This is a genomic window from Paenibacillus sp. CF095, assembly GCF_900101225.1.
Classification (GTDB): domain Bacteria; phylum Bacillota; class Bacilli; order Paenibacillales; family Paenibacillaceae; genus Paenibacillus.
The window spans coordinates 41,824-61,760 of sequence record NZ_FMZN01000007.1; the positions used below are offsets into that span (position 1 = coordinate 41,824).

Below are 19,937 nucleotides of genomic sequence, written 5' to 3' on the forward strand. Positions count from 1 at the left end.
TATTTTGCAAATTTCTCAAAAACACCAGGATTGACAAGGGATTTCAGCCCTTGATGGGTCCACCAAATACATGGGTGCGGAGGAAATACAGATGAACAAAAAAAGTGTACGCGATATCGAATTGACAGGAAAACGGGCTTTTGTCCGTGTAGATTTCAATGTGCCGCTCGAAGATGGTAAAATTACAGATGACAAACGTATTCGTGCAACGCTTCCTACAATCAACTTCTTGATTGAAAAAGGCGCTAAAGTCATTTTGGCAAGCCACATGGGTCGTCCTAACGGCGAAGTGGTTGAATCCTTGCGTTTGACTCCAGCAGCTGAGCGTTTGTCAGAATTGCTTGGTAAAACAGTTGTTAAAGCTGACGATTCTGTTGGTGACGCTGTTAAAGCTCAAATCGCTGAACTGAACAACGGCGACGTATTGTTGCTTGAAAACGTTCGTTTCCACGCAGGCGAAGAGAAAAACGATGCAGAACTCGCAAAACAATTTGCTGAACTGGCTGACGTTTTCGTTAATGATGCGTTTGGCGCGGCACACAGAGCACACGCTTCGACTGAAGGAATCGCTCACTTGCTTCCAGCAGTGTCCGGTTTGTTGATGGAGAAAGAACTTGAAGTGTTGGGTAAAGCAATCTCCAACCCTGAGCGTCCTTTCACAGCCATCATTGGTGGATCCAAAGTTAAGGACAAAATCGATGTAATCGACAACCTGCTGAACATTGCAGACAACGTGATCATCGGTGGCGGTCTGACTTACACGTTCTTGAAAGCACAAGGACATGAAATTGGACAATCCTTGTTGGATGATTCCAAACTTGATGTTGCTCTCGGTTTCATCGAGAAAGCGAAAAAACTGGGCAAAAACTTCTACCTGCCGGTAGATATCGTAGTGTCTGACGATTTCAGTGCGAAAGCAAACACACAAATCGTTGACATCGACGGCATCCCAGCAGATTGGGAAGGTATCGACATCGGTCCTAAAACACGTGAGATCTATGCTGACGTAATCAAAAACTCCAAATTGGTTGTATGGAACGGACCAATGGGCGTATTTGAAATCGAGCCATTCTCCCACGGTACTCGTGCAGTAGCGGAAGCTTGCGCTGAGACAGAAGCTTACACTGTAATTGGTGGCGGTGACTCCGCAGCAGCAGCAGAGAAGTTCAAATTGGCTGACAAGATGAACCACATCTCTACAGGTGGCGGTGCATCGCTCGAGTTCATGGAAGGTAAAGTACTTCCAGGCGTAGTGGCATTGAACGACAAGTAAGTTTTAGTAGTCTATAGCATGAAGGAGTTGAAACCCATGAGAACACCGATTATCGCAGGTAACTGGAAAATGTTCAAAACGGTTTCCGAATCCAATGACTTCATTCAGGAAGTTAAAGGAAAAGCGGAAGTTGAAGGCGTGGAGACTGTAATCTGCGCACCGTTTACAAATCTGCCATCCCTGGTAGAAGCCGTTAAAGGCACAAACATCAAAATTGGTGCACAAAATCTTCATTTTGAAGATAACGGTGCATTCACAGGCGAAATCAGCGGTGTAATGCTGAAAGACCTGGGTGTGGATTATGTCATTATTGGTCACTCGGAGCGCCGTCAATATTTTGCGGAAACCGATGAGACTGTCAATAAAAAGTTGCATGCAGCATTCCGTCACGGATTGACTCCAATCTTTTGCCTTGGTGAGACGCTTGAAGAGCGTGAAGCGAACCAAACAAAAGACGTATGCAAAGTGCAAACAGTAGCTGCTTTTGCAGGTCTGTCTGCAGAGCAAGCGGCACAAGTTGTTATCGCTTATGAGCCAATCTGGGCGATTGGTACAGGCAAATCCTCGACTTCCCAAGATGCGAATGAAGTTATTGCTTACATCCGTACGCTGGTGAAGGATCTGTACAACGAGACGGTTGCGAATGCAGTTCGTATTCAATACGGCGGCAGTGTTAAACCGGAAAACGTAACAGAATACCTCGGACAAAGCGACATCGACGGCGCACTTGTTGGCGGTGCCAGCTTGCAGCCGGCTTCGTTCATCGCGCTTGTTGAGGGGGCGAAGTAAGATGACAGCTCCAAAACCTGTAGCACTGATCATCATGGATGGCTTTGGTCTGCGTAACACGGTGGAAGGCAATGCGGTAGCGCAAGCCAAGAAACCGAACTACGACCGTTTCATGAGCCAATTCCCACATACAACGCTCACTGCTTGCGGTGAAGCTGTAGGTTTGCCAGAAGGGCAAATGGGAAATTCCGAGGTGGGTCACCTGAACATTGGTGCCGGCCGGATCGTATACCAGGATTTGACCCGTATCTCCAAATCCATTCGTGACGGCGAGTTCTATGACAATGAAACACTTGTCAAAGCTGTTCGCGAAGCGAAACAAAGCGGCAAAAAGCTTCATCTCTACGGTTTGTTGTCCGATGGCGGCGTACATAGTCACATCGACCACCTGTTTGCTATGCTGGATCTGGCCAAAAAAGAAGGAATGAATGATGTATATATTCATGCCTTCATGGATGGCCGTGATGTTATGCCAGACAGTGGTAAAGACTTCATGCAGAAACTGATCGCTAAGATTGAAGAAGTCGGTGTAGGTAAAATCGCAACGGTTCAAGGTCGCTATTACGCGATGGACCGTGACAAACGTTGGGAACGGGTTGAGAAATCATACCGCGCCATCGTTTATGGAGATGGACCAAAATACACTGACCCACTCAAAGCGGTTGAAGAATCGTATGAGAAGTCCGTATTTGATGAATTCGTTGAACCAACGGTTATCGTCAAAGCGGATGGTGAGCCGGTAGGTTTGGTAGAGAGCGGCGATTCCGTTATCTTCCTCAACTTCCGTCCTGACCGTGCGATCCAGTTGTCGCAAGTATTCACCAACCAGGATTTCCGCGGTTTCGATCGTGGTCCGAAGTTCCCTGTAGGCTTGCACTTTGTATGCTTGACTTTGTTCAGTGAGACTGTTGAAGGTTATGTGGCTTATTCGCCGAAGAACCTCGACAACACTCTGGGTGAAGTTCTGGTACAAAACAATAAAAAACAACTGCGTATTGCAGAAACTGAGAAATACCCGCACGTTACCTTCTTCTTCAGCGGCGGTCGTGATGTGGAGCTTCCGGGCGAAACTCGCGTACTGATCAACTCACCAAAAGTTGCAACGTATGATCTGCAACCAGAGATGAGCGCGTATGAAGTGGCTGACGCATGTGTTCGCGAGATCGAAGCAGACAAACATGACGCCATCATTCTGAACTTTGCTAACCCTGACATGGTTGGACACTCCGGTATGCTGGAGCCTACCATCAAAGCGGTTGAGGTAACAGATGAGTGCATGGGCCGTGTTGTGGATGCAGTACTTGCCAAAGGCGGCGTTGTACTGATTACTGCGGATCATGGTAACGCGGATATGGTGTTCGATGAGCAAGGACGTCCGTTCACAGCTCATACAACGAATCCAGTTCCATTCATCGTTACGGATGCCAATGTAACCCTGCGTGAAGGCGGAATCCTGGCAGATATCGCGCCAACGATCCTTGACCTGATGCAATTGCCTAAACCGGAAGAAATGACAGGTACATCCGTCATCGCTACCCGTAAATAAGTTACGCAACAACATATATGAAATTGGGAAGTTTGGAGTTTACCCCCGAACGAAGGAAGCAGAAATTGTCCGAAGAAGCAAAGCGTTCGCCTTTATCACATGATTCCAACTTATGAAAATAAGTTCAAAGGAATCAGGGGATAACAGCGATCAGAGGACGATTCTGCTGACGTAGTGGAAAAGGGAAAACACAAGTGGTCCTAATTTATAATAAATTTAAATTTAAAGGAGATTATCACAAATGACTATTATTTCTGACGTGTACGCTCGCGAAGTCCTCGACTCCCGCGGTAACCCTACAGTAGAAGTTGAAGTATACCTGGAGTCCGGCGCAATCGGACGCGCAATCGTTCCATCTGGTGCATCCACTGGTGCCCACGAAGCAGTTGAGCTTCGCGATGGTGACAAATCCCGTTACCTCGGTAAAGGCGTTCTGCAAGCTGTTAAAAACGTAAACGAAACAATCGCTCCAGAAGTTATCGGTATGGATGCATTGGATCAACTGGGTATCGACAAATTGATGATCACTTTGGATGGTACGCCAAACAAAGGTAAACTGGGTGCTAACGCAATCCTGGCTGTATCCATGGCAGTAGCTCGCGCAGCTGCTGACGCTCTGGACCTGCCATTGTACGTTTACCTGGGCGGATTCAACGCTAAAGCACTGCCAGTTCCAATGATGAACATCATCAACGGTGGTGAGCATGCTGACAACAACATCGACGTTCAAGAGTTCATGGTTCTTCCAGTTGGAGCACCAAGCTTCAAAGAAGCTCTTCGCGTAGGTGCAGAGATCTTCCACAACTTGAAATCCGTATTGAGCTCAAAAGGCTTGAACACAGCTGTAGGTGACGAAGGTGGTTTCGCACCGAACCTTGGTTCGAACGAAGAAGCAATCACTACAATCATCGAAGCTATTGAAAAAGCTGGTTACAAACCAGGTGTTGACGTATTCTTGGGTATGGACGTTGCTTCCACTGAGTTCTACAAAGATGGTAAGTACACACTTGCTGGCGAAGGTAAATCTTACACTTCCGCTGAGTATGTTGACCTTCTGGCTTCATGGGTTGAGAAATACCCAATCATCACAATCGAAGACGGTATGTCCGAAGATGACTGGGATGGTTGGAAATTGCTCACTGAGAAATTGGGAGACAAAGTTCAACTCGTTGGTGATGACCTGTTCGTAACAAACACTGAGCGTCTGGGCAGAGGTATCGAAGAAGGTATCGGTAACTCCATCCTGATCAAAGTTAACCAAATCGGTACATTGACTGAAACATTCGATGCAATCGAAATGGCTAAACGTGCAGGATACACAGCTGTAATCTCTCACCGTTCCGGTGAGTCCGAAGACAGCACAATCGCTGATATCGCTGTTGCAACAAACGCTGGCCAAATCAAAACGGGTGCTCCTTCCCGTACAGACCGTATCGCGAAGTACAACCAATTGCTCCGCATTGAGGATCAACTGGGTGAATTGGCTCAATACAATGGTCTTAAAGGATTCTACAACCTTAAAAAATAAGCTGGATATCCAGCTTTTACAGGCAAGCCGGGTAACCGGCTTGTCTTTTTTATTGCAACGAAGTAATGGGATACGTAATGATCACGCAGATGGTGAAATTTAGGGCATTGTATAAACTGTACTACTTGTAGTACAACCATAGCTATGTTACAATTAAAGTAACTGTTTTTATGGTGAGATGTATGCCCACATGGGTAGGAGGTGGAAAGAATGGATATTGCTTTGAAATTGCTGCTCGTTGTTTTCTCGATCGGTCTAATCACTGTAGTATTGCTGCAGCACGGGAAAAGCGCTGGTTTGGCGGGTGCCATCTCCGGTGGTGCGGAACATCTTTTCGGTAAAACGAAAGCGCGCGGATTGGATCTCTTCCTGCAACGTGCAACGGTGGTACTGGGTGCAGGATTTATGATTTTGTCTATTATTGTTACGGTGGTTTCCAAGTAAGAATTGGAACTGCTGTTCAATGAATAGCTCTAAGCTAATGGCTTAATTGATAAACCTTCGTTTCGTGTAGAAACGGGGGTTTTTTAATAAATTCTTACGCGTCCAAACTTTTCCAACAATCTAATCTATAGACTCCATGATTTTCGGTCTTCTTCTCACTTCTGGTCGGTTTTCCTTCCTTAACATGCAACACACCCCTATCATGTATGGTATGTCCCTCGCTTATTCGTTACGCGAACTCACTCCCTATAATGAATGTCATGTGTACAGAAAATTTTCGGATGTAGTCCTTTGCCAGATGCGTACAGCACGTGTATCGCATAAAATGTCTGTAGAGATCCGTGAAAGCGTGATTTTAGAGGAGCGCCCGGCAACTGTGGTTTTTTTGCGAGGTACGGATGGGCTGGATTGAATTCGTGTATACTAGGGTATGAGATAGTATGGTTGCACTACTACGCTCTTTACAACAGTGAAATTGCATTGCATGAAAATGGTAATAATTCCGATACATAAAGAGATGAGACTTGCTTACACTTTTATGTTTCCCGAGGTGAATATACTAATGATAACAGAACAACAACTGCTCGACTTCATGCGGGAAACCGCTTATAAACCTATGACTTATCAGGAGTTGGAACAGCACTTCGCTATTGAAGATGCAGCTGATTTCAAAGCCTTTTTGATTATGCTTAATACGCTGGAGGAATCCGGTAAAGTTTTGCTGACCCGTAACAATCGTTATGGCATGCCAGAGCGAATGGATTTGGTACGTGGACGTTTACAGGCTCACGCCAAAGGTTTCGCTTTCCTTATCCCTGAGGATCGGGAGCACCCGGATGTGTACATTCACGCCAATGACATGAAGAGTGCGATGAATGGTGACACGGTACTGGTTAAAGTCACATCTCAAGGACCTTCTGGCGGTCGCCTGGAGGGTGAGATCGTTCGTATTGTTACTCGTGCTGTGACACAAGTCGTTGGTGTGTTCCAAAGCCATGAGGTGTACGGATTTGTCATTCCGGATGACAAACGGATTAATCGCGATATTTTCATCCCGCGTACCAATTTTGCTGGGGCGGTTGATGGACAGAAGGTCGTGGCAAAAATCGTCAGCTATCCGGAGGGCCGTGCGGCGGCTGAGGGTGAAGTGATCGAGATTCTCGGTCATAAGGATGAGCCGGGTATTGATATTTTGTCCGTCATTCGCAAGCATCAGTTGCCTGAAGCTTTCCCCGATGAAGTGGTAGAAGAGGCGGAAAAAGCACCTGAATCCATCACGGATGAAGAGATTGTACAACAGGGTCGCCGTGATCTGCGCGGACTTAACATTGTCACAATTGATGGCGAAGATGCCAAGGATCTGGATGATGCTGTTAACGTAGAGAAACTGCCTAACGGTAACTATCGCCTGGGTGTTCATATTGCCGACGTTGGCTATTATGTACAGGAGAATTCCAAGCTTGATCAGGAAGCTTACAACCGCGGATGCAGTGTGTATCTGGTGGATAGGGTTATTCCGATGTTGCCACAGCGTCTGTCCAACGGGATCTGTAGTTTGAACCCACAGGTAGACCGCCTGACCCTGTCTTGTGAGATGGAATTTAACGACCAGATGAAGGTTGTGAAACATGACATTTTCACGAGTGTGATCAAAACCAAAGAGCGGATGACTTACTCCAACGTCCGTAAAATCCTTGAAGGTGAAGAGCCGGAATTGCTCGAGCGTTATAAGGATCTGGTAGATGATTTCCATCTGATGAAAGAAATCGCCTTGAAGCTGCGTGCTATGCGTATGCGCCGTGGTGCGGTTGACTTTGATTTTGAAGAATCCAAAATCATTGTGGATGCAGAATGCAAACCAATAGATATCGTAAAACGGGAGCGTTCGATTGCCGAGCAAATCATTGAGGAATTCATGTTGGCAGCGAATGAAACCGTGGCAGAGCATTTCCACTGGTTGAAGGTTCCGTTCATTTATCGTGTGCACGAAGATCCCGATCAGGAAAAACTGCAAAATTTCCTCGCCTTTGCGGCGAATTTTGGACACCAGGTCAAAGGACGTGGCAATGCGATTCATCCACGGGCGCTTCAATCGTTGCTTGAGGATATCAAAGAAACAAAAGAACAAACCGTTATTAGTACGATGATGCTCCGTTCCATGAAACAGGCGAAGTATGATTCTGAAATGTCAGGTCACTTTGGCCTCGCGGCGGAATTCTATAGTCACTTTACGTCTCCAATTCGTCGTTATCCCGACCTCGTCATTCACCGGGTGATTCGCGAAGTCATTGAAAATAATGGTGCTTTGCCGGAGAATCGTCAGGAGTATTTGGCAGCACGTATGTCCGATATTGCGCAGCAGTCTTCGGAACGTGAACGTGTGGCGGTAGAAGCTGAGCGGGATACGGAGAAAATGAAAAAAGCCGAGTACATGCTCGACAAAGTAGGCGAAGAGTTCGAAGGCATGATCAGCAGTGTGACCAGCTTTGGTATGTTCATTGAACTGGAGAACACCGTTGAAGGCCTGATTCGCTTGAGCGCGCTCACGGACGACTACTACCATTTTGACGATCAGCATATGGCCCTGATTGGTGAACGTACCTCAAAAGTCTTCCGCATCGGTGATGAAGTGAAGATCCGTGTGGCACGTGTAAGCATGGAAGAGTATACGATTGATTTTGAAATGGTGGATATGAAACCTCGCGCTGAACGTCCTGGCGGCTTCGGTGGCGGACGTGGCGGTAAAGGTGGGCGTCCTGGTAGCGGCGGCGGACGAGGCGGTGCCAAAGGTGGACCAGGTGGATTCAGCGGTTCACGTGGCGGCAAAGGCGGCTCATCTGCTGCAGGAGGCAACCGTGGTGGCAGATCAGCGGAAGAGAGCAGCAAAGCTGGACGTGGAGGTCGCGGTGGAGCAGCGAGTGCAGGTGCGGGCACAGGTTCCTCCGGTGGCTACGCAGGTAAAGGCGGCGGCAAACCAAAAGGTGAGCGTCGTGCCGGTGATGCTGGAGGATCAACTGGCCGGGGCAAAGGCGCGGTGAGCTTTGGTTTTGGCTCAGGTAAAGGCGGATATAGCTCTACATCGGGTGGATCGGATACTAGTTCAACCGGTGGACAAGGAAGTGGCCTGAACAGCGGCAGCGGTCGCGGTGAAGGAAGCTTTAAGTCCGGCAAGGGCGGCGGTAAAGGTGGCAAAGGCGGAAGTGGACGCAAAAACACTTCGCCAAGCGGCGTATTTATTGGAGAGAATGCAACTCCTGGTGGAGCTCAGGAAGGCGGAGCACCACGACGCAAGCGGAAGAAGAGCAAAGGTGCAGCTGGTAACGGCACGGCAGCTTTTGTACGGAAAAAGAAAAAATAAAGTTAACGTAACTTGGAGAGATGAATTACAATTCGTTCCTCCGGTTTAGCGTTGGAGAAAATAGTCACTTCAGCGGTGTGTTGTTTCGCACAGTCTGAAAGTAGTGTAATGAGGAGGGGCGGCAGAGGTCGCCTCTTTCTTGATTTTAACAGCCGTACTTGCTACAATTAAGGTCTGGCACGTGGTACCTTGGTGCAACATTGGGTGCGCTGCTATAGAGCATGGTACCGGCTTATTTTACGGAGAAGGAGTGAGGACATGGGCAAGAATGATGGACAGAGTAAAGTGCTCGCACAGAATAAAAAGGCTTCCCATGACTACTTCATTGAAGATACGTATGAAGCGGGCATGGTGCTTACCGGAACGGAGATCAAATCTCTTCGTAACGGCCGTGCGAATATTGGTGATGCATTTGCCACCATTCGAAACGGTGAGATTCATATTCACAATATGCATATTAGTCCTTTTGAACAAGGGAACCGAAATAATCCGCTCGATCCGACACGTACGCGCAAGTTGTTGATGCATAAAGTGCAGATTCACAAGCTGCTCGGGCTGTCGAAACAGGATGGGTACAGCATTGTGCCGCTGAAAATCTATATCCGCAATGGTTATGCAAAACTTTTGCTTGGACTGGGTAAAGGTAAGAAGCAATACGACAAACGTGAAACTGCCGCGAAGCGCGATGCTCAACGTGATATCCAACGGGTACTGCGCGAGAAGCAGAAGGTTGCGCGTTAAGTGGAGCGCTGTGCGTGAAAAGCTTTACTTTAGGTGTATAGGTTGGTTTTTGCGATGGAGTCATGAAGAGTCATATATGAGTTAAGGAGTCTCAGGGCTTGTCCTGCAATGGGCAAGACTGAGGCTTTTTTATTTGTATTGGGGAAGGTGATTTGATGTGAGTTGCCGAAGTGTGCAGTGGGCTGGTTTTTATTGATATGGCTAGATGCAAGACACCGGGAGTATGAGCTTTATGCGGTGCTGGAATATAATACGTCAGTATGTTGCGTAGTTTGTCAGGGTCGTGGGTAAAATACTTAGGTGCAGTTGTTCGTAATCCGATCTGGGTAAACTTTACTTCCGATTGGTGACGCGGTATAATATGTAGACGATTGAGCCTGTTGTATTGGATAACCTTGTACACATGCTCAGCCTGCTGGAATGTCTTCCAGCAATCTGTACTATTTCGGTGATGTGTCCTGTGTTATGATTACTCATGTAGCAGACAGGAATGCCGAGTTTGAAAGAAGCATCTTTTTACCTTGGAGGAAAAAGATGTGCAGCACCTTTGCTCCGTATTCACGGATTAATCCTGGAGCCCTTCTTCATTGAGGGGGCGTTTATGGATTCGACGGGGATAGTTCGAGCATGGGTAGCGGGTAGTGGGGACGCGTCCGCTTTATCAACGCTAAAGCCTATTAAACGGCAAACAACAAACAAACTACGCTTTCGCAGCCTAAGAAACTGTGTGCGTGCTTCTACCCTGCATCGCCCATGTGACAGGGATAGGGGCTAACTAGTAGTGGGATACGCTGTCACATCTCCGCCTGGGGTGTGCTGAAGAAGACAATCAGGCTGACCCAACGTATAGCCGGTTACGGGGCGATACTCGGGTGACATCAAAACTGTGACTACACCCGTAGAAGCTTATGTGCCGTTATCTTCGGACAGGGGTTCGACTCCCCTCGCCTCCATTAGAGTCAAAAGCCATCAACCAGTGTTCTGGTTGGTGGTTTTTTAGTTTATGATATAATAAACAGAAATTTAAATTGGTTTTTTTAAATAAATTTATAGTACATACCTACGCAAAGAGATGGATGATAAAGTCATATCAATCGGGTTAATTCTGATGGGATTCTATAAGAAGTTAATTTTATTGAAAGGAATGTTAAATAAGTGAAAAAAAAGTTTTAGTCATTACTGGCGCCATTATATTGTTTATATCACTTATTATTGGAGTATCTATTGCTTGGAAAAGTAATATGGATTTAAAATTTGAAGAGGAAAATGAAATTACTGAAATCAGTCCTAATACATCTAAGGAAACACAAACACTAACTTGGGATTTGATGGGTGATCAAGTAGACCCTGTGAAAGATTATTTTGTTTCAATAGGGTATCCACACATTAAACTTAATGTAAAAAATACAGGAGTACACTCTTTTAGAGTAGAGGTAAAGCACAACATTAAGAATACAGTTATTTTTGATGAGAACGTTACAGCAGGAGCAACAGCAGAATTGATAAATAATGATCATATGCCGCTCGTTCCTTCAGGTGCCTATACAGTAACTATTTATGGTGGATTAGGATTACCCAAAGGACAAGTTCTTCTTACACAATCAAAGGAACCACTCTAAAAGATTGTGATCCTGTATTTTTAACATACAGATTAATATGTGGATATCCTATCTGTATTGTCCAATCACCATTAGGGTCAGCAGTAGTGTTTTTTAATAAATCCAATTCGAAGTTTTTATTTTGGATTGCATAAGGAGTAAATACATTATCCTTAGTCCCTACCTCAGATAATGCATTTTCATTTGCTGTTTGATGGCATTAGCTTTAAAAGTTCTGTATCTAATGGATATAACCTTGTATTGTTTGATGCTAATGTTTGTAAATATACAAGTGAAGAATCAGATGTTTTGTTATGTGAAGAGGTGAAGTACAGTATTCGCGGAATTAATGAGGATGTGGTATTTGACGAACAAGACTTTGAGGAGTATTAATTGTATTACAGGGCGATACTCGGGTGACATCAAAACTGTGACTACACCCGTAGAAGCTTATGTGCCGTTATCTTCGGACAGGGGTTCGACTCCCTTCGACTCCATTAGTAGTATCAGTGACAGCCACCATTTGGTGGCTGTTTTTGCATGTTTGGATTCGTGGTGGTAGGGTAAACCGCTTTGGCTCTAGGGCTTCGGGATTCTCTGACGTCGATTGCGATATATCTCTGATGATGTACATGGCGGTACTCTGTAAGTAGCAGGTTTTGATGTCACCATAGGTGGCCCCCCGCAACTGGCTTCTAAGCAGTTCAGCTTATTATTTTCTTCTGTTCACCTCAGGCAAAGAGGAGATTTGATTCACCTAGCTAGCAGAAAAAAACGATTTATTAAGTTTCATAGTATCCTGTTAAGGATACCGCTGTGATTGTAGGAGATAAAGTAGGCTAATTAATGTTGAAACGGTCGTGGATTTGGACAAGAATGGTGCGGTTGATGTGATGGCTTATAGTCTGTTTAAATATTCACTAAGAATATATTTTGTTATAATTAAATATGGGACTAACTATTATCTCAAAGAAATGGAGTCTAATTATATGCACTTACTGGATAAAAGCCAACGTGTTCTTTTAGGGGACGAATGCCTTTGTCAGTGATTAGAGGTGAACACTTACTAGTGGAAGGTGGAGTAAGTCCGTCTTACAGTGGTTGATACAAAACTTGAAAATCAATCGTGGTCCGGATCAAAAGATGAAAGATGCTTTTGTGAAGTAGGAACTAGAAGTAATCGTTTTGCAAAACAAGACGGTGAATTTGTCACTTCCCTTTAAAAGCCTGAAACTATCTTGTGATAGGAAAACTAAACGGAACCCTTTCTTCAGATGAAATAATTCATCTTGGAGGAAGATACGTTGAGTAGAAAAACTGAAAATACAAGTTTCCGTTGTGAAAACTGTCATGCATATGTTGAACCATTAACAAACGGAAGCTTTAGAAATCATTGTCCAATTTGCTTATTTTCTAAGCACCTAGACAATAGACCAGGCGATCGTTTAAGTAGTTGTAAAGGATTAATGAAGCCCATTCAACTCGAATATTCTAGTAAAAAAGGATATCAAATTGTACATGAATGTACATCTTGCAAAAAAATGCAGCGTAATAAAATCGCTGTTGATACGAAACAAGAAGACGATATTTTAAGCTTCATGGCTTAAAATCTTCCATATTAGAGTATTAGATGATGGTTAGTCCCACCCCTTTTAGATTCAGAACTGAAAGGGGTATTTCTATTGGAAATCTATTGACCTGGATAGTGAGACAGACAAGTGTAAGTATCAACGGTAAATCGCAACGGGGTGATACAACGACAGCTGATCCACGCAGTGAGAATTTAATCTCAGGGTCTTTCATATGAAAAACTAATTTATAATGTTTAACATTAAATATCATATTGTTGATGCTAACTGAGTAAAGGAGTAGTTATTTTGGATCCGTACTTGAAAGAAGCGGGTTCTAACTTTATTGAGGGAAAATATGATGGAAACCTTCATATCTACAAAGAAACCACCAATGGTCAGTGGGAGGAAGTTATACCGCAATAGTTTGCTACAGCTTCTATCCACCACTAACCAGTGTTCTGGTTGGTGGTTTTTCTGTTTATGATATAATAAAACATAAATTTAGATTGGGGGACTCAAGATGGTTGAAAATCGAGAACAGCTCCAAGAAATTTTAAAAAAAGCAAATCAACATGCACGGAAACAAGCTAAAGAATCAGGTGCCTCTATTTATTATATAAAGAACAACAAACGCGTTCGTGAGGATGCTGCCGGTAATAAATTCGAAATTACATTTGATGCTACTGGAAAACGGCAGGAGTTTAAATATCATGAGTGAAATCAGACCAGTCATGACTGTGTTTGCGGGTACAAATGGAGCAGGGAAAAGTACACTCGCATGCAAATGAGAGAGTGGCTTGGTGAACTTGTTGATCCAGATCAAATTGCAAGAGAGTTGAAGCCAGAGAATCCACGCAGTGCTGACCTGTCTGCTGGCAGGGAAGCTGTAAAAAGAATCCGATCACTCATTAAAAGTGGTGTAAACTTCGCTATTGAAACGACATTGTCCGGATCATTTGTTTTAAAACATATGGAAATAGCAAAAGAAAACAATTATGAAATTGTCGTTTATTATATCGGTCTTGAGGATGTTCAAATGCATATAGATCGTGTAGCTTCTCGTGTTGAACAAGGTGGACATTGGATTTCAGAAGCAGACATTCGTTATCGATATGGTGAGTCATTGAAGAACCTTAAACCGGCTCTAGCCATCGCAGATCGGGTTATCATCATTGATAATACATACGAGCCTTTAATTGTTGCGGAAATCATCCAGAGTAATTTGATCTATTGTGTTGAGTCCATACCTGCGTGGGCTAATCCTGTTCTTGTGGGTTACTGATACTTGGCTGACATCAAAACTGTGACTATACCCGTAGAAGCTTATGTGCTGTTATCTTTGGACGATTGTTCGATCCCCTCGCTTCCATTAGAGCGAAAACCATCAACCAGCGTTCTGGTTGGTGGTTTTTCTGTTTATGCTATAATCTTTGTAAAATAAGCTGATGCAAGCCTGATGTACTCTGGAATCTCCCAAAGGAGGCAAAAAAGCATGAGCCAAACGCAGCAAGAGATCCGCGAGTTTGTTGCAGGGATACAAGCATATGTGTCGCCAGTAAATGTGATTAATCCTTGGAGAGATTATGTGACGGGCTATGATATCGGCCCCGAAGCGGTGAAGATTCGCTCGGAACATTTGGTCAGGTATTTGGAACCAAGAATGTCCAAGGCTCGGTACATTTTTATTGCTGAAGCCGTGGGATATCAAGGGGCGAGGTTCTCCGGCGTACCTTTGACGTCCGAGCGAATGGTTACCGGTAATCACTCGCTGGTGAATCACCAGATGATTTTTGCAGGTGAGCCGGGTGTTCGAACAAGCCTGCCCAATATCGCCAAACCTAACCAGACTCAGGCACTATATGGATTCGCAGAGCCGACAGCATCTATTATATGGGGTGAAGTGTTATCCAGTTCAAGGTGGAAACCAACGGACTTTATATTTTGGAACATCTATCCCTTTCATCCTTATCACTCTTCTGAAAACAGGATGACGAATCGAACACCGACTTTGGCAGAGTTGGAGGATGGTTTGCCATTTGCCAGACAGCTTATGCAACTGAATCCTGATGCTCAGATCGTGGCTATTGGCAGAAAGTCAGCAGACACGTTAAGCTCCCATCTCATTAAACATCACCATGTTCCTCATCCTGCAAATGGAAGGGCAGTACAATTCCAAAAAGCAGTAAGGTCAATGATCTAGCCCATTTTGAACTGGAGGAGTGTAAGGCTGAGATATGAACTCTTATCGTCTAAGTGTCCGCACATAACGTAATGCCCTATCATATAAAGATTGGTTGGTGAAGCTAAATGAGTGAAAAATACTGGCTTGTGGTGCAATATCCACTGAAGAGCGCGCAGGGCAGCAAACGAGATCATTGGTTGAAGGAAAAGGTGATGGAATATCTGGAAATCGTTCTGACCCAAGCTGAGTTGGGAGAGGTGGATGGATGTGATATGGGTGGCCGTGTGGCTGATCGAAAGGAATATGTAATGAACATTTTCTGTGTGGTAACGGACGAGGATCGGAGCATAGCGCTAGTTAAAAAAGTGCTGAGAGAGAGTCGATTGGATTACACCCGCATCCAAATCGCTACGATGCCATATGGCACAGAAGGAAGCTACACGCTGAAATATACCTCCAAAAAAGGCGTTACCGAATTCTCGCTTTGATCACGATTCGCTGTATCCTACCATAACTAACTCTGTGCTTGTCCTGCCCGAGGGCAGGATGCCCCGACATTTTCCCCACTTCAATTCATCATACGAGAAAACGATAATTGGATTTTCCCAACCTTAACCACTCGATCAACACACTGTCAGTTGCAAGAATTATGCTCGTATACATATCAATTTTGCTCAAAAGTATGCGCATCTCAAGCTAGATGTTTATCATCGTCTTTTGTGTATCAAGATTCTCCGCGTGTCCCGCTTCACTCTCCATCCGGAACAAACTACAACTTTTTATCTGTACCTCCAACATTTTATAAAGCAGTACTCCTTGCGGCTCCAATTACGGGGGCCTCCACTCACAGCATTCACAGCAATCGTCTTCCCAAAGCCTCATTCTACTTCACTTAGTCAAGCCATCCGTAAGCGATAAAAAGAGTTGAGCCTGCTCCTTACACCGTCCTATAATATACAATTGTATAAAATCCGAGAGAGTGTTGGATATCACAACAGGTCATCCGATCACAACCGATAAACCCATCACACATCGGAACCAAAGGAGGTTACATTGAATCAAAGAGCAAACGATGCAACAACAGATGCAGGAGCAGTAAAAGAAGGAGATGAAAAATAGAAGTGAAAGCAACAGCCCAATCAGATATTGAGACCGATGCAGAAGAAGTAAACGCAAATACAAAAGCGAACACCAGTGCAATGAAGAAGGGTTGGACTCCCCGTTTCAAAGCGTTCATTCAACGCAAACCCAAGACACTGGCTTTTAAAATCCCGTTTGCCTACTTTGTCATTATTCTGCTAACGGTGGCGTTCAGTGCGTTGGTGCTGAATCGAATCTCGGAAAATGACGCGCAGCGAAAGATCAATGAAGCATCACTACAGACAATTACATCCATTGAGACCAACGTTAATCTGATGATCGAGAACGTGAACAATTATTCGAAAATGATTTTCTCCGATCCCAACTTGCAGAACCTGTTGCGGCAGGGCAATGTGTACTCCAATTTACAGACACAGTCCAAGGTCAGCGCTTATTTGACCAATCTTATGCAAGCGGTTCCAATTATCGATTCAGTCTATATTTACGATAATTCGGGGCACCGATTCTCGGTTGGCACACAGGAATGGCCTACGTTTATGGAAGCAAATGTGAAGGAAGCGCTGTGGTATGAAGAGGCCTTGAAGCACAACGGACGATATCTGCTCAGGCTGAATGGTGGCAACAACGACAGTGGGGTCTCGACGACGGGGGAGAATGATGGGCAAGACGTGGTTTCGTTTATTCGCCTCATTCGGGATCTGGATGATACGTCTCCGCTTGGGTTTTTGGTCATGAACATTAAGGGAAAATCCATTGCTCAAGCCTATGCTAACCTATCTGCACCGGATTCATTTCAGGTCGCCATTCTGGATGAGCATCAGCGGGTGATCGCAACCAACGCAACCGATGGAAAGAAGGCCGTGCCTGCTGTATCCGACGCATCCATGTCAGCGGCTTCTGGACAGGATGGGATGCACGAGATGTTAGAGGCCAACCAGGCCAAGTTAAAACAAACATTTCAAGAGCAGCCCTCCGGCTTCATCACTTTACATTCACGTGGTCAGGAATATGCGGTGACCTATCGTTCGGCTGGTGATGATCAGTGGAAATTCATCAGCATGAGCCCATACCAGGCTACAGATACCCGTAATAAATCCATGGTGCTGCTTGCACTAATATTACTCGCAGTGAACGGGACTGTCTTTTTCATCAGTTCGTTCATCATCTCGCGCAGCGTCATTAAGCCGATTCACAAGTTGCTTCGTTCCATGCAGAAAGCGCCAAGCGGCAACTTCCGCAAAGTGACAGTTGAGCTAAACAGCTATGAGTTCGCACAGCTATATGGAGGATACAACCAGATGATTGAGCAGATTGACCAGATGCTAAAACGCATCATTCAGGAGCAGCAGACGATCCGCCGAGCAGAGCTGAATACACTTCAGGCGCAGATCAAGCCGCATTTTCTATACAACACCCTTGATTCCATTAACTCCCTGGCGATGTCGGGTATGAACGATAAGGTATGTGAGCTGTTAGAAGCGCTTGGAAGTTACTATCGGCTGAGTGTCAGCAAAGGCCGTGAACTGATCACGCTGCACGAGGAGGTTGAGATTGTACGCAATTACCTGACGATCCAGCAGGTGCGATACCCCGGTGTATTTGAGGTGCAGTACGATATCGATTCAGACTGTGAGCGAGTAATGATTCCCAAGCTCGTGCTCCAGCCGTTGGTAGAAAATTCGCTGTATCATGGCATACGCCCTAAAGGCAGCCCAGGTATGATACGTATTCAAGCTCATCGATCCATGGAGGGGGTACTTCTAACGATCACTGACGACGGAGTCGGCATGTCCGGGGAAGAAGTGCAGCAGATTCAACGTACAGAAGTGAACAGGTCTAACCGTTCTAACTCTTCTAACTCTTCTAATACTTCTAATCCTACCCATAACTCTAAACACAATCCAAGCTTTGGCTTATGGGGAACGATGGAGCGGCTTCGCATTTTTTATGACAGAGAAGATGGACTCAAGCTGCAGAGCGAGGTTGGAAAAGGAACCACCATTATCATAACGATCCCGAAGGGAGCCGATGAGTCATGGAATTAACTGTGGAACCATTAAAGGTATTGATTGTGGATGATGAGTACCTCATCCGAAATCTGCTGCGCATGCGTATCGATTGGGAGCAGCATGGCATGACCATCATTGGCGAGGCCTCCGATGCTGAAGAGGCTTTGAACCAGGTTGAGCTGTTGCGTCCAGACATCGTATTCACAGACATATACATGCCAAAGATGGACGGCATTGAACTGAGCGGCATTCTCATGGGGCGTTACCCAAACATAAAAATCGTGGTTGTGACGGGACATGATGAATTTGAATATGCTCGTCAGAGTGTGAAGCTGGGCATCTCCGATTTTATTTTGAAACCCATTCGTGCTTCTGAGTTATTACAGGTTACGGCGAAGCTGCGAGCGGCAATCGAGCAGGAGATCGGGCGCGAGTATGAGCTGATGAAGCTGCGGGAGGAAATGAAGCAGAGCTTGCCGTATCTCAGGGAGCGATTTGTGAATCAATGGTTAAGTGATGTGATACCTGAGGATGAACTACAAGAGAAGGCGCGATTCTTTGGCATTCCCATCTCTTCAGGTAAACCAGGGTTGCGTATTGCAGTCATGGAGGTGGAGGTTGCTGTACCGCAAGCGAAGATAGCTGCACCAGAGGTATATTCACATCTATCCGAACCATATCACCAAACAAACCAAACATACCAAGTACAACGAGGGCCTCAGCAACAACAACATCAACACGGTCAGCCCCAATTAAGCCAGCATCAGACAGAAGCCCATCGACAACCCGCTGAGGAAATACATATTCTGCTGCGAATGGTAGGCATGAAGCAGGTGCAGGCATTTTATCCCCAGGATTCGCAAACCATTATCGTCATGGACCCGCATAACCGGATAGTTGTACTCTCGCTTGGTGCGGATACGGAATTTGCCAATCAGGTACAGCAGCTTCAGGAAGAACTTCAACATACGCTTAAGCTCGAAGGGTGTGAAGTTGATGTGACAGTAGGGATTGGGCAATGGCAATCAGCATGGGGAAGGGCCTGTGTGGGATACCGGGAGGCGTGTCGTGCACTCGATTATCAGGCATTTGTGGGAAAAAATCAGGTCATTTGCTTCGAGGATCTGGTCATCGAAGGCGGGAAAAAGCCCTACCACTCGGATGCTCAGCTGCTCCAACAACTGCAATTTTACGTCAGTGTTGGTGCGGGGGAAGAAGCCGTATTGTTGCTGGAGCGTATGCTGTCTGTGCCGTTTTCGGACGTTTCACAGTTTCGGATGGCAGCCATGGATGTGGTTACGGAGTGCCAGCGTGCTGCCATAGAGCAGCAGATTGAGGGAGAGCACGCATTGAACAAAGAGGCCGTTGCGGCCATTTTTACAGCAGATCATCTGCCCGAACTAAAAAGTATGCTGGAGCAGCATGTCCGCACCGTATCGGATGTCATACAAGCCAAGCGACAGGCCAAGGAAGGCAATCTGATCGACCGGGTGATCGCTTATCTTGAAGAGAACATGGGCAATGCGGAAGTGGGGCTTTCCAGCACCGCGGCTGCTTTTTACGTAAGTTCAGGCCATCTGGGGCGGCTGATGAAAAAAGAAACCGGGCAGACATTTGTGGAATATCTGACTCAACTCCGCATGAAGAAGGCTGAAATGCTGCTGAAACAGACGGATATGAAAGGATATGAGATTGGGGAGCAGGTAGGCATCCCGGACCCACACTATTTCAGCGTCTTGTTCAAAAAACATATCGGCCGATCCATGAATGAGTATCGGAATGTAAAAACCTGAAAAA

Annotated in this window: 15 protein-coding genes and 1 other RNA gene; all 16 read left to right on the plus strand. The window is 45.5% G+C overall.

From position 1 onward, the window contains the following. The first annotated feature begins 91 nt into the window (after window positions 1-91). The 16 genes from pgk to BLS69_RS28945 all read left to right on the plus strand — a co-directional run bounded on the left by pgk (window position 92) and on the right by BLS69_RS28945 (window position 19,933). Window positions 92-1,273: a phosphoglycerate kinase gene (gene pgk / locus BLS69_RS28860; protein ID WP_062837743.1), complete on the plus strand. Its 1,182-nt coding sequence runs from the start codon at window positions 92-94 to the stop codon at window positions 1,271-1,273. A 36-nt stretch (window positions 1,274-1,309) separates the two neighbouring features. Next, window positions 1,310-2,062, plus strand: coding sequence for a triose-phosphate isomerase (tpiA, locus tag BLS69_RS28865; protein WP_036616221.1), 753 nt, complete (start codon window positions 1,310-1,312; stop codon window positions 2,060-2,062). A gap of 1 nt (window position 2,063) precedes the next feature. Beyond that, entirely contained in the window at window positions 2,064-3,608 is a 1,545-nt protein-coding gene (gpmI, locus tag BLS69_RS28870) for a 2,3-bisphosphoglycerate-independent phosphoglycerate mutase (RefSeq protein WP_076333468.1), read from the plus strand. Window positions 3,609-3,849: 241 nt separating this feature from the next. After that, window positions 3,850-5,136 (plus strand): phosphopyruvate hydratase, encoded by a 1,287-nt coding sequence (eno, locus tag BLS69_RS28875; RefSeq protein WP_076291983.1) that lies wholly within the window; start codon window positions 3,850-3,852, stop codon window positions 5,134-5,136. Between the two features lie 210 nt (window positions 5,137-5,346). After that, a complete protein-coding gene (gene secG / locus BLS69_RS28880; protein ID WP_062837740.1) occupies window positions 5,347-5,580 on the plus strand; it encodes a preprotein translocase subunit SecG in 234 nt (77 codons plus the stop codon). Between the two features lie 562 nt (window positions 5,581-6,142). Then, entirely contained in the window at window positions 6,143-8,938 is a 2,796-nt protein-coding gene (gene rnr, locus BLS69_RS28885; RefSeq protein ID WP_091038649.1) for a ribonuclease R, read from the plus strand. Window positions 8,939-9,196: 258 nt separating this feature from the next. After that, on the plus strand, window positions 9,197-9,679 hold the full coding sequence (gene smpB / locus BLS69_RS28890; RefSeq protein WP_036674736.1) for an SsrA-binding protein SmpB: 483 nt from the start codon (window positions 9,197-9,199) through the stop codon (window positions 9,677-9,679). A gap of 591 nt (window positions 9,680-10,270) precedes the next feature. Further along, window positions 10,271-10,635, plus strand: a transfer-messenger RNA (tmRNA) gene (ssrA, locus tag BLS69_RS28895). A gap of 285 nt (window positions 10,636-10,920) precedes the next feature. Beyond that, window positions 10,921-11,298: a hypothetical protein gene (locus BLS69_RS28900; protein WP_249913696.1), complete on the plus strand. Its 378-nt coding sequence runs from the start codon at window positions 10,921-10,923 to the stop codon at window positions 11,296-11,298. Window positions 11,299-12,581: 1,283 nt separating this feature from the next. Further along, window positions 12,582-12,884 carry an RNHCP domain-containing protein gene (locus tag BLS69_RS28915; RefSeq protein WP_082763030.1) on the plus strand — a complete coding sequence of 101 codons (303 nt, stop codon included), beginning with the start codon at window positions 12,582-12,584 and terminating at the stop codon, window positions 12,882-12,884. A gap of 484 nt (window positions 12,885-13,368) precedes the next feature. Further along, window positions 13,369-13,566 (plus strand): hypothetical protein, encoded by a 198-nt coding sequence (locus BLS69_RS28920; RefSeq protein WP_062837736.1) that lies wholly within the window; start codon window positions 13,369-13,371, stop codon window positions 13,564-13,566. 60 nt (window positions 13,567-13,626) lie between these two features. Then, complete coding sequence (locus BLS69_RS28925) at window positions 13,627-14,130, plus strand: ATPase (protein WP_256332446.1); 504 nt, start codon at window positions 13,627-13,629, stop codon at window positions 14,128-14,130. 210 nt (window positions 14,131-14,340) lie between these two features. Next, complete coding sequence (locus BLS69_RS28930) at window positions 14,341-15,048, plus strand: uracil-DNA glycosylase (RefSeq protein ID WP_091038654.1); 708 nt, start codon at window positions 14,341-14,343, stop codon at window positions 15,046-15,048. Between the two features lie 107 nt (window positions 15,049-15,155). Then, complete coding sequence (locus BLS69_RS28935; protein ID WP_091038656.1) at window positions 15,156-15,518, plus strand: hypothetical protein; 363 nt, start codon at window positions 15,156-15,158, stop codon at window positions 15,516-15,518. A gap of 633 nt (window positions 15,519-16,151) precedes the next feature. Next, a complete protein-coding gene (locus tag BLS69_RS28940; protein WP_091038658.1) occupies window positions 16,152-18,176 on the plus strand; it encodes a cache domain-containing sensor histidine kinase in 2,025 nt (674 codons plus the stop codon). Further along, window positions 18,167-19,933, plus strand: coding sequence for a response regulator transcription factor (locus BLS69_RS28945; RefSeq protein WP_091038659.1), 1,767 nt, complete (start codon window positions 18,167-18,169; stop codon window positions 19,931-19,933). Before BLS69_RS28940 ends, BLS69_RS28945 begins: the two co-directional genes overlap by 10 nt. Window positions 19,934-19,937: the final 4 nt, after the last annotated feature.

Coding starts and splice junctions, on each gene's coding strand:
- BLS69_RS28930 (WP_091038654.1), top strand. CDS start 14,341: ATGAGCCAAACGCAGCAAGAGATCCGCGAGTTTGTTGCAGGGATACAA.
- smpB (WP_036674736.1), top strand. CDS start 9,197: ATGGGCAAGAATGATGGACAGAGTAAAGTGCTCGCACAGAATAAAAAG.
- rnr (WP_091038649.1), top strand. CDS start 6,143: ATGATAACAGAACAACAACTGCTCGACTTCATGCGGGAAACCGCTTAT.
- eno (WP_076291983.1), top strand. CDS start 3,850: ATGACTATTATTTCTGACGTGTACGCTCGCGAAGTCCTCGACTCCCGC.
- tpiA (WP_036616221.1), top strand. CDS start 1,310: ATGAGAACACCGATTATCGCAGGTAACTGGAAAATGTTCAAAACGGTT.
- BLS69_RS28945 (WP_091038659.1), top strand. CDS start 18,167: ATGGAATTAACTGTGGAACCATTAAAGGTATTGATTGTGGATGATGAG.
- gpmI (WP_076333468.1), top strand. CDS start 2,064: ATGACAGCTCCAAAACCTGTAGCACTGATCATCATGGATGGCTTTGGT.
- secG (WP_062837740.1), top strand. CDS start 5,347: ATGGATATTGCTTTGAAATTGCTGCTCGTTGTTTTCTCGATCGGTCTA.
- BLS69_RS28900 (WP_249913696.1), top strand. CDS start 10,921: ATGGATTTAAAATTTGAAGAGGAAAATGAAATTACTGAAATCAGTCCT.
- BLS69_RS28925 (WP_256332446.1), top strand. CDS start 13,627: ATGCAAATGAGAGAGTGGCTTGGTGAACTTGTTGATCCAGATCAAATT.
- BLS69_RS28920 (WP_062837736.1), top strand. CDS start 13,369: ATGGTTGAAAATCGAGAACAGCTCCAAGAAATTTTAAAAAAAGCAAAT.
- BLS69_RS28935 (WP_091038656.1), top strand. CDS start 15,156: ATGAGTGAAAAATACTGGCTTGTGGTGCAATATCCACTGAAGAGCGCG.
- pgk (WP_062837743.1), top strand. CDS start 92: ATGAACAAAAAAAGTGTACGCGATATCGAATTGACAGGAAAACGGGCT.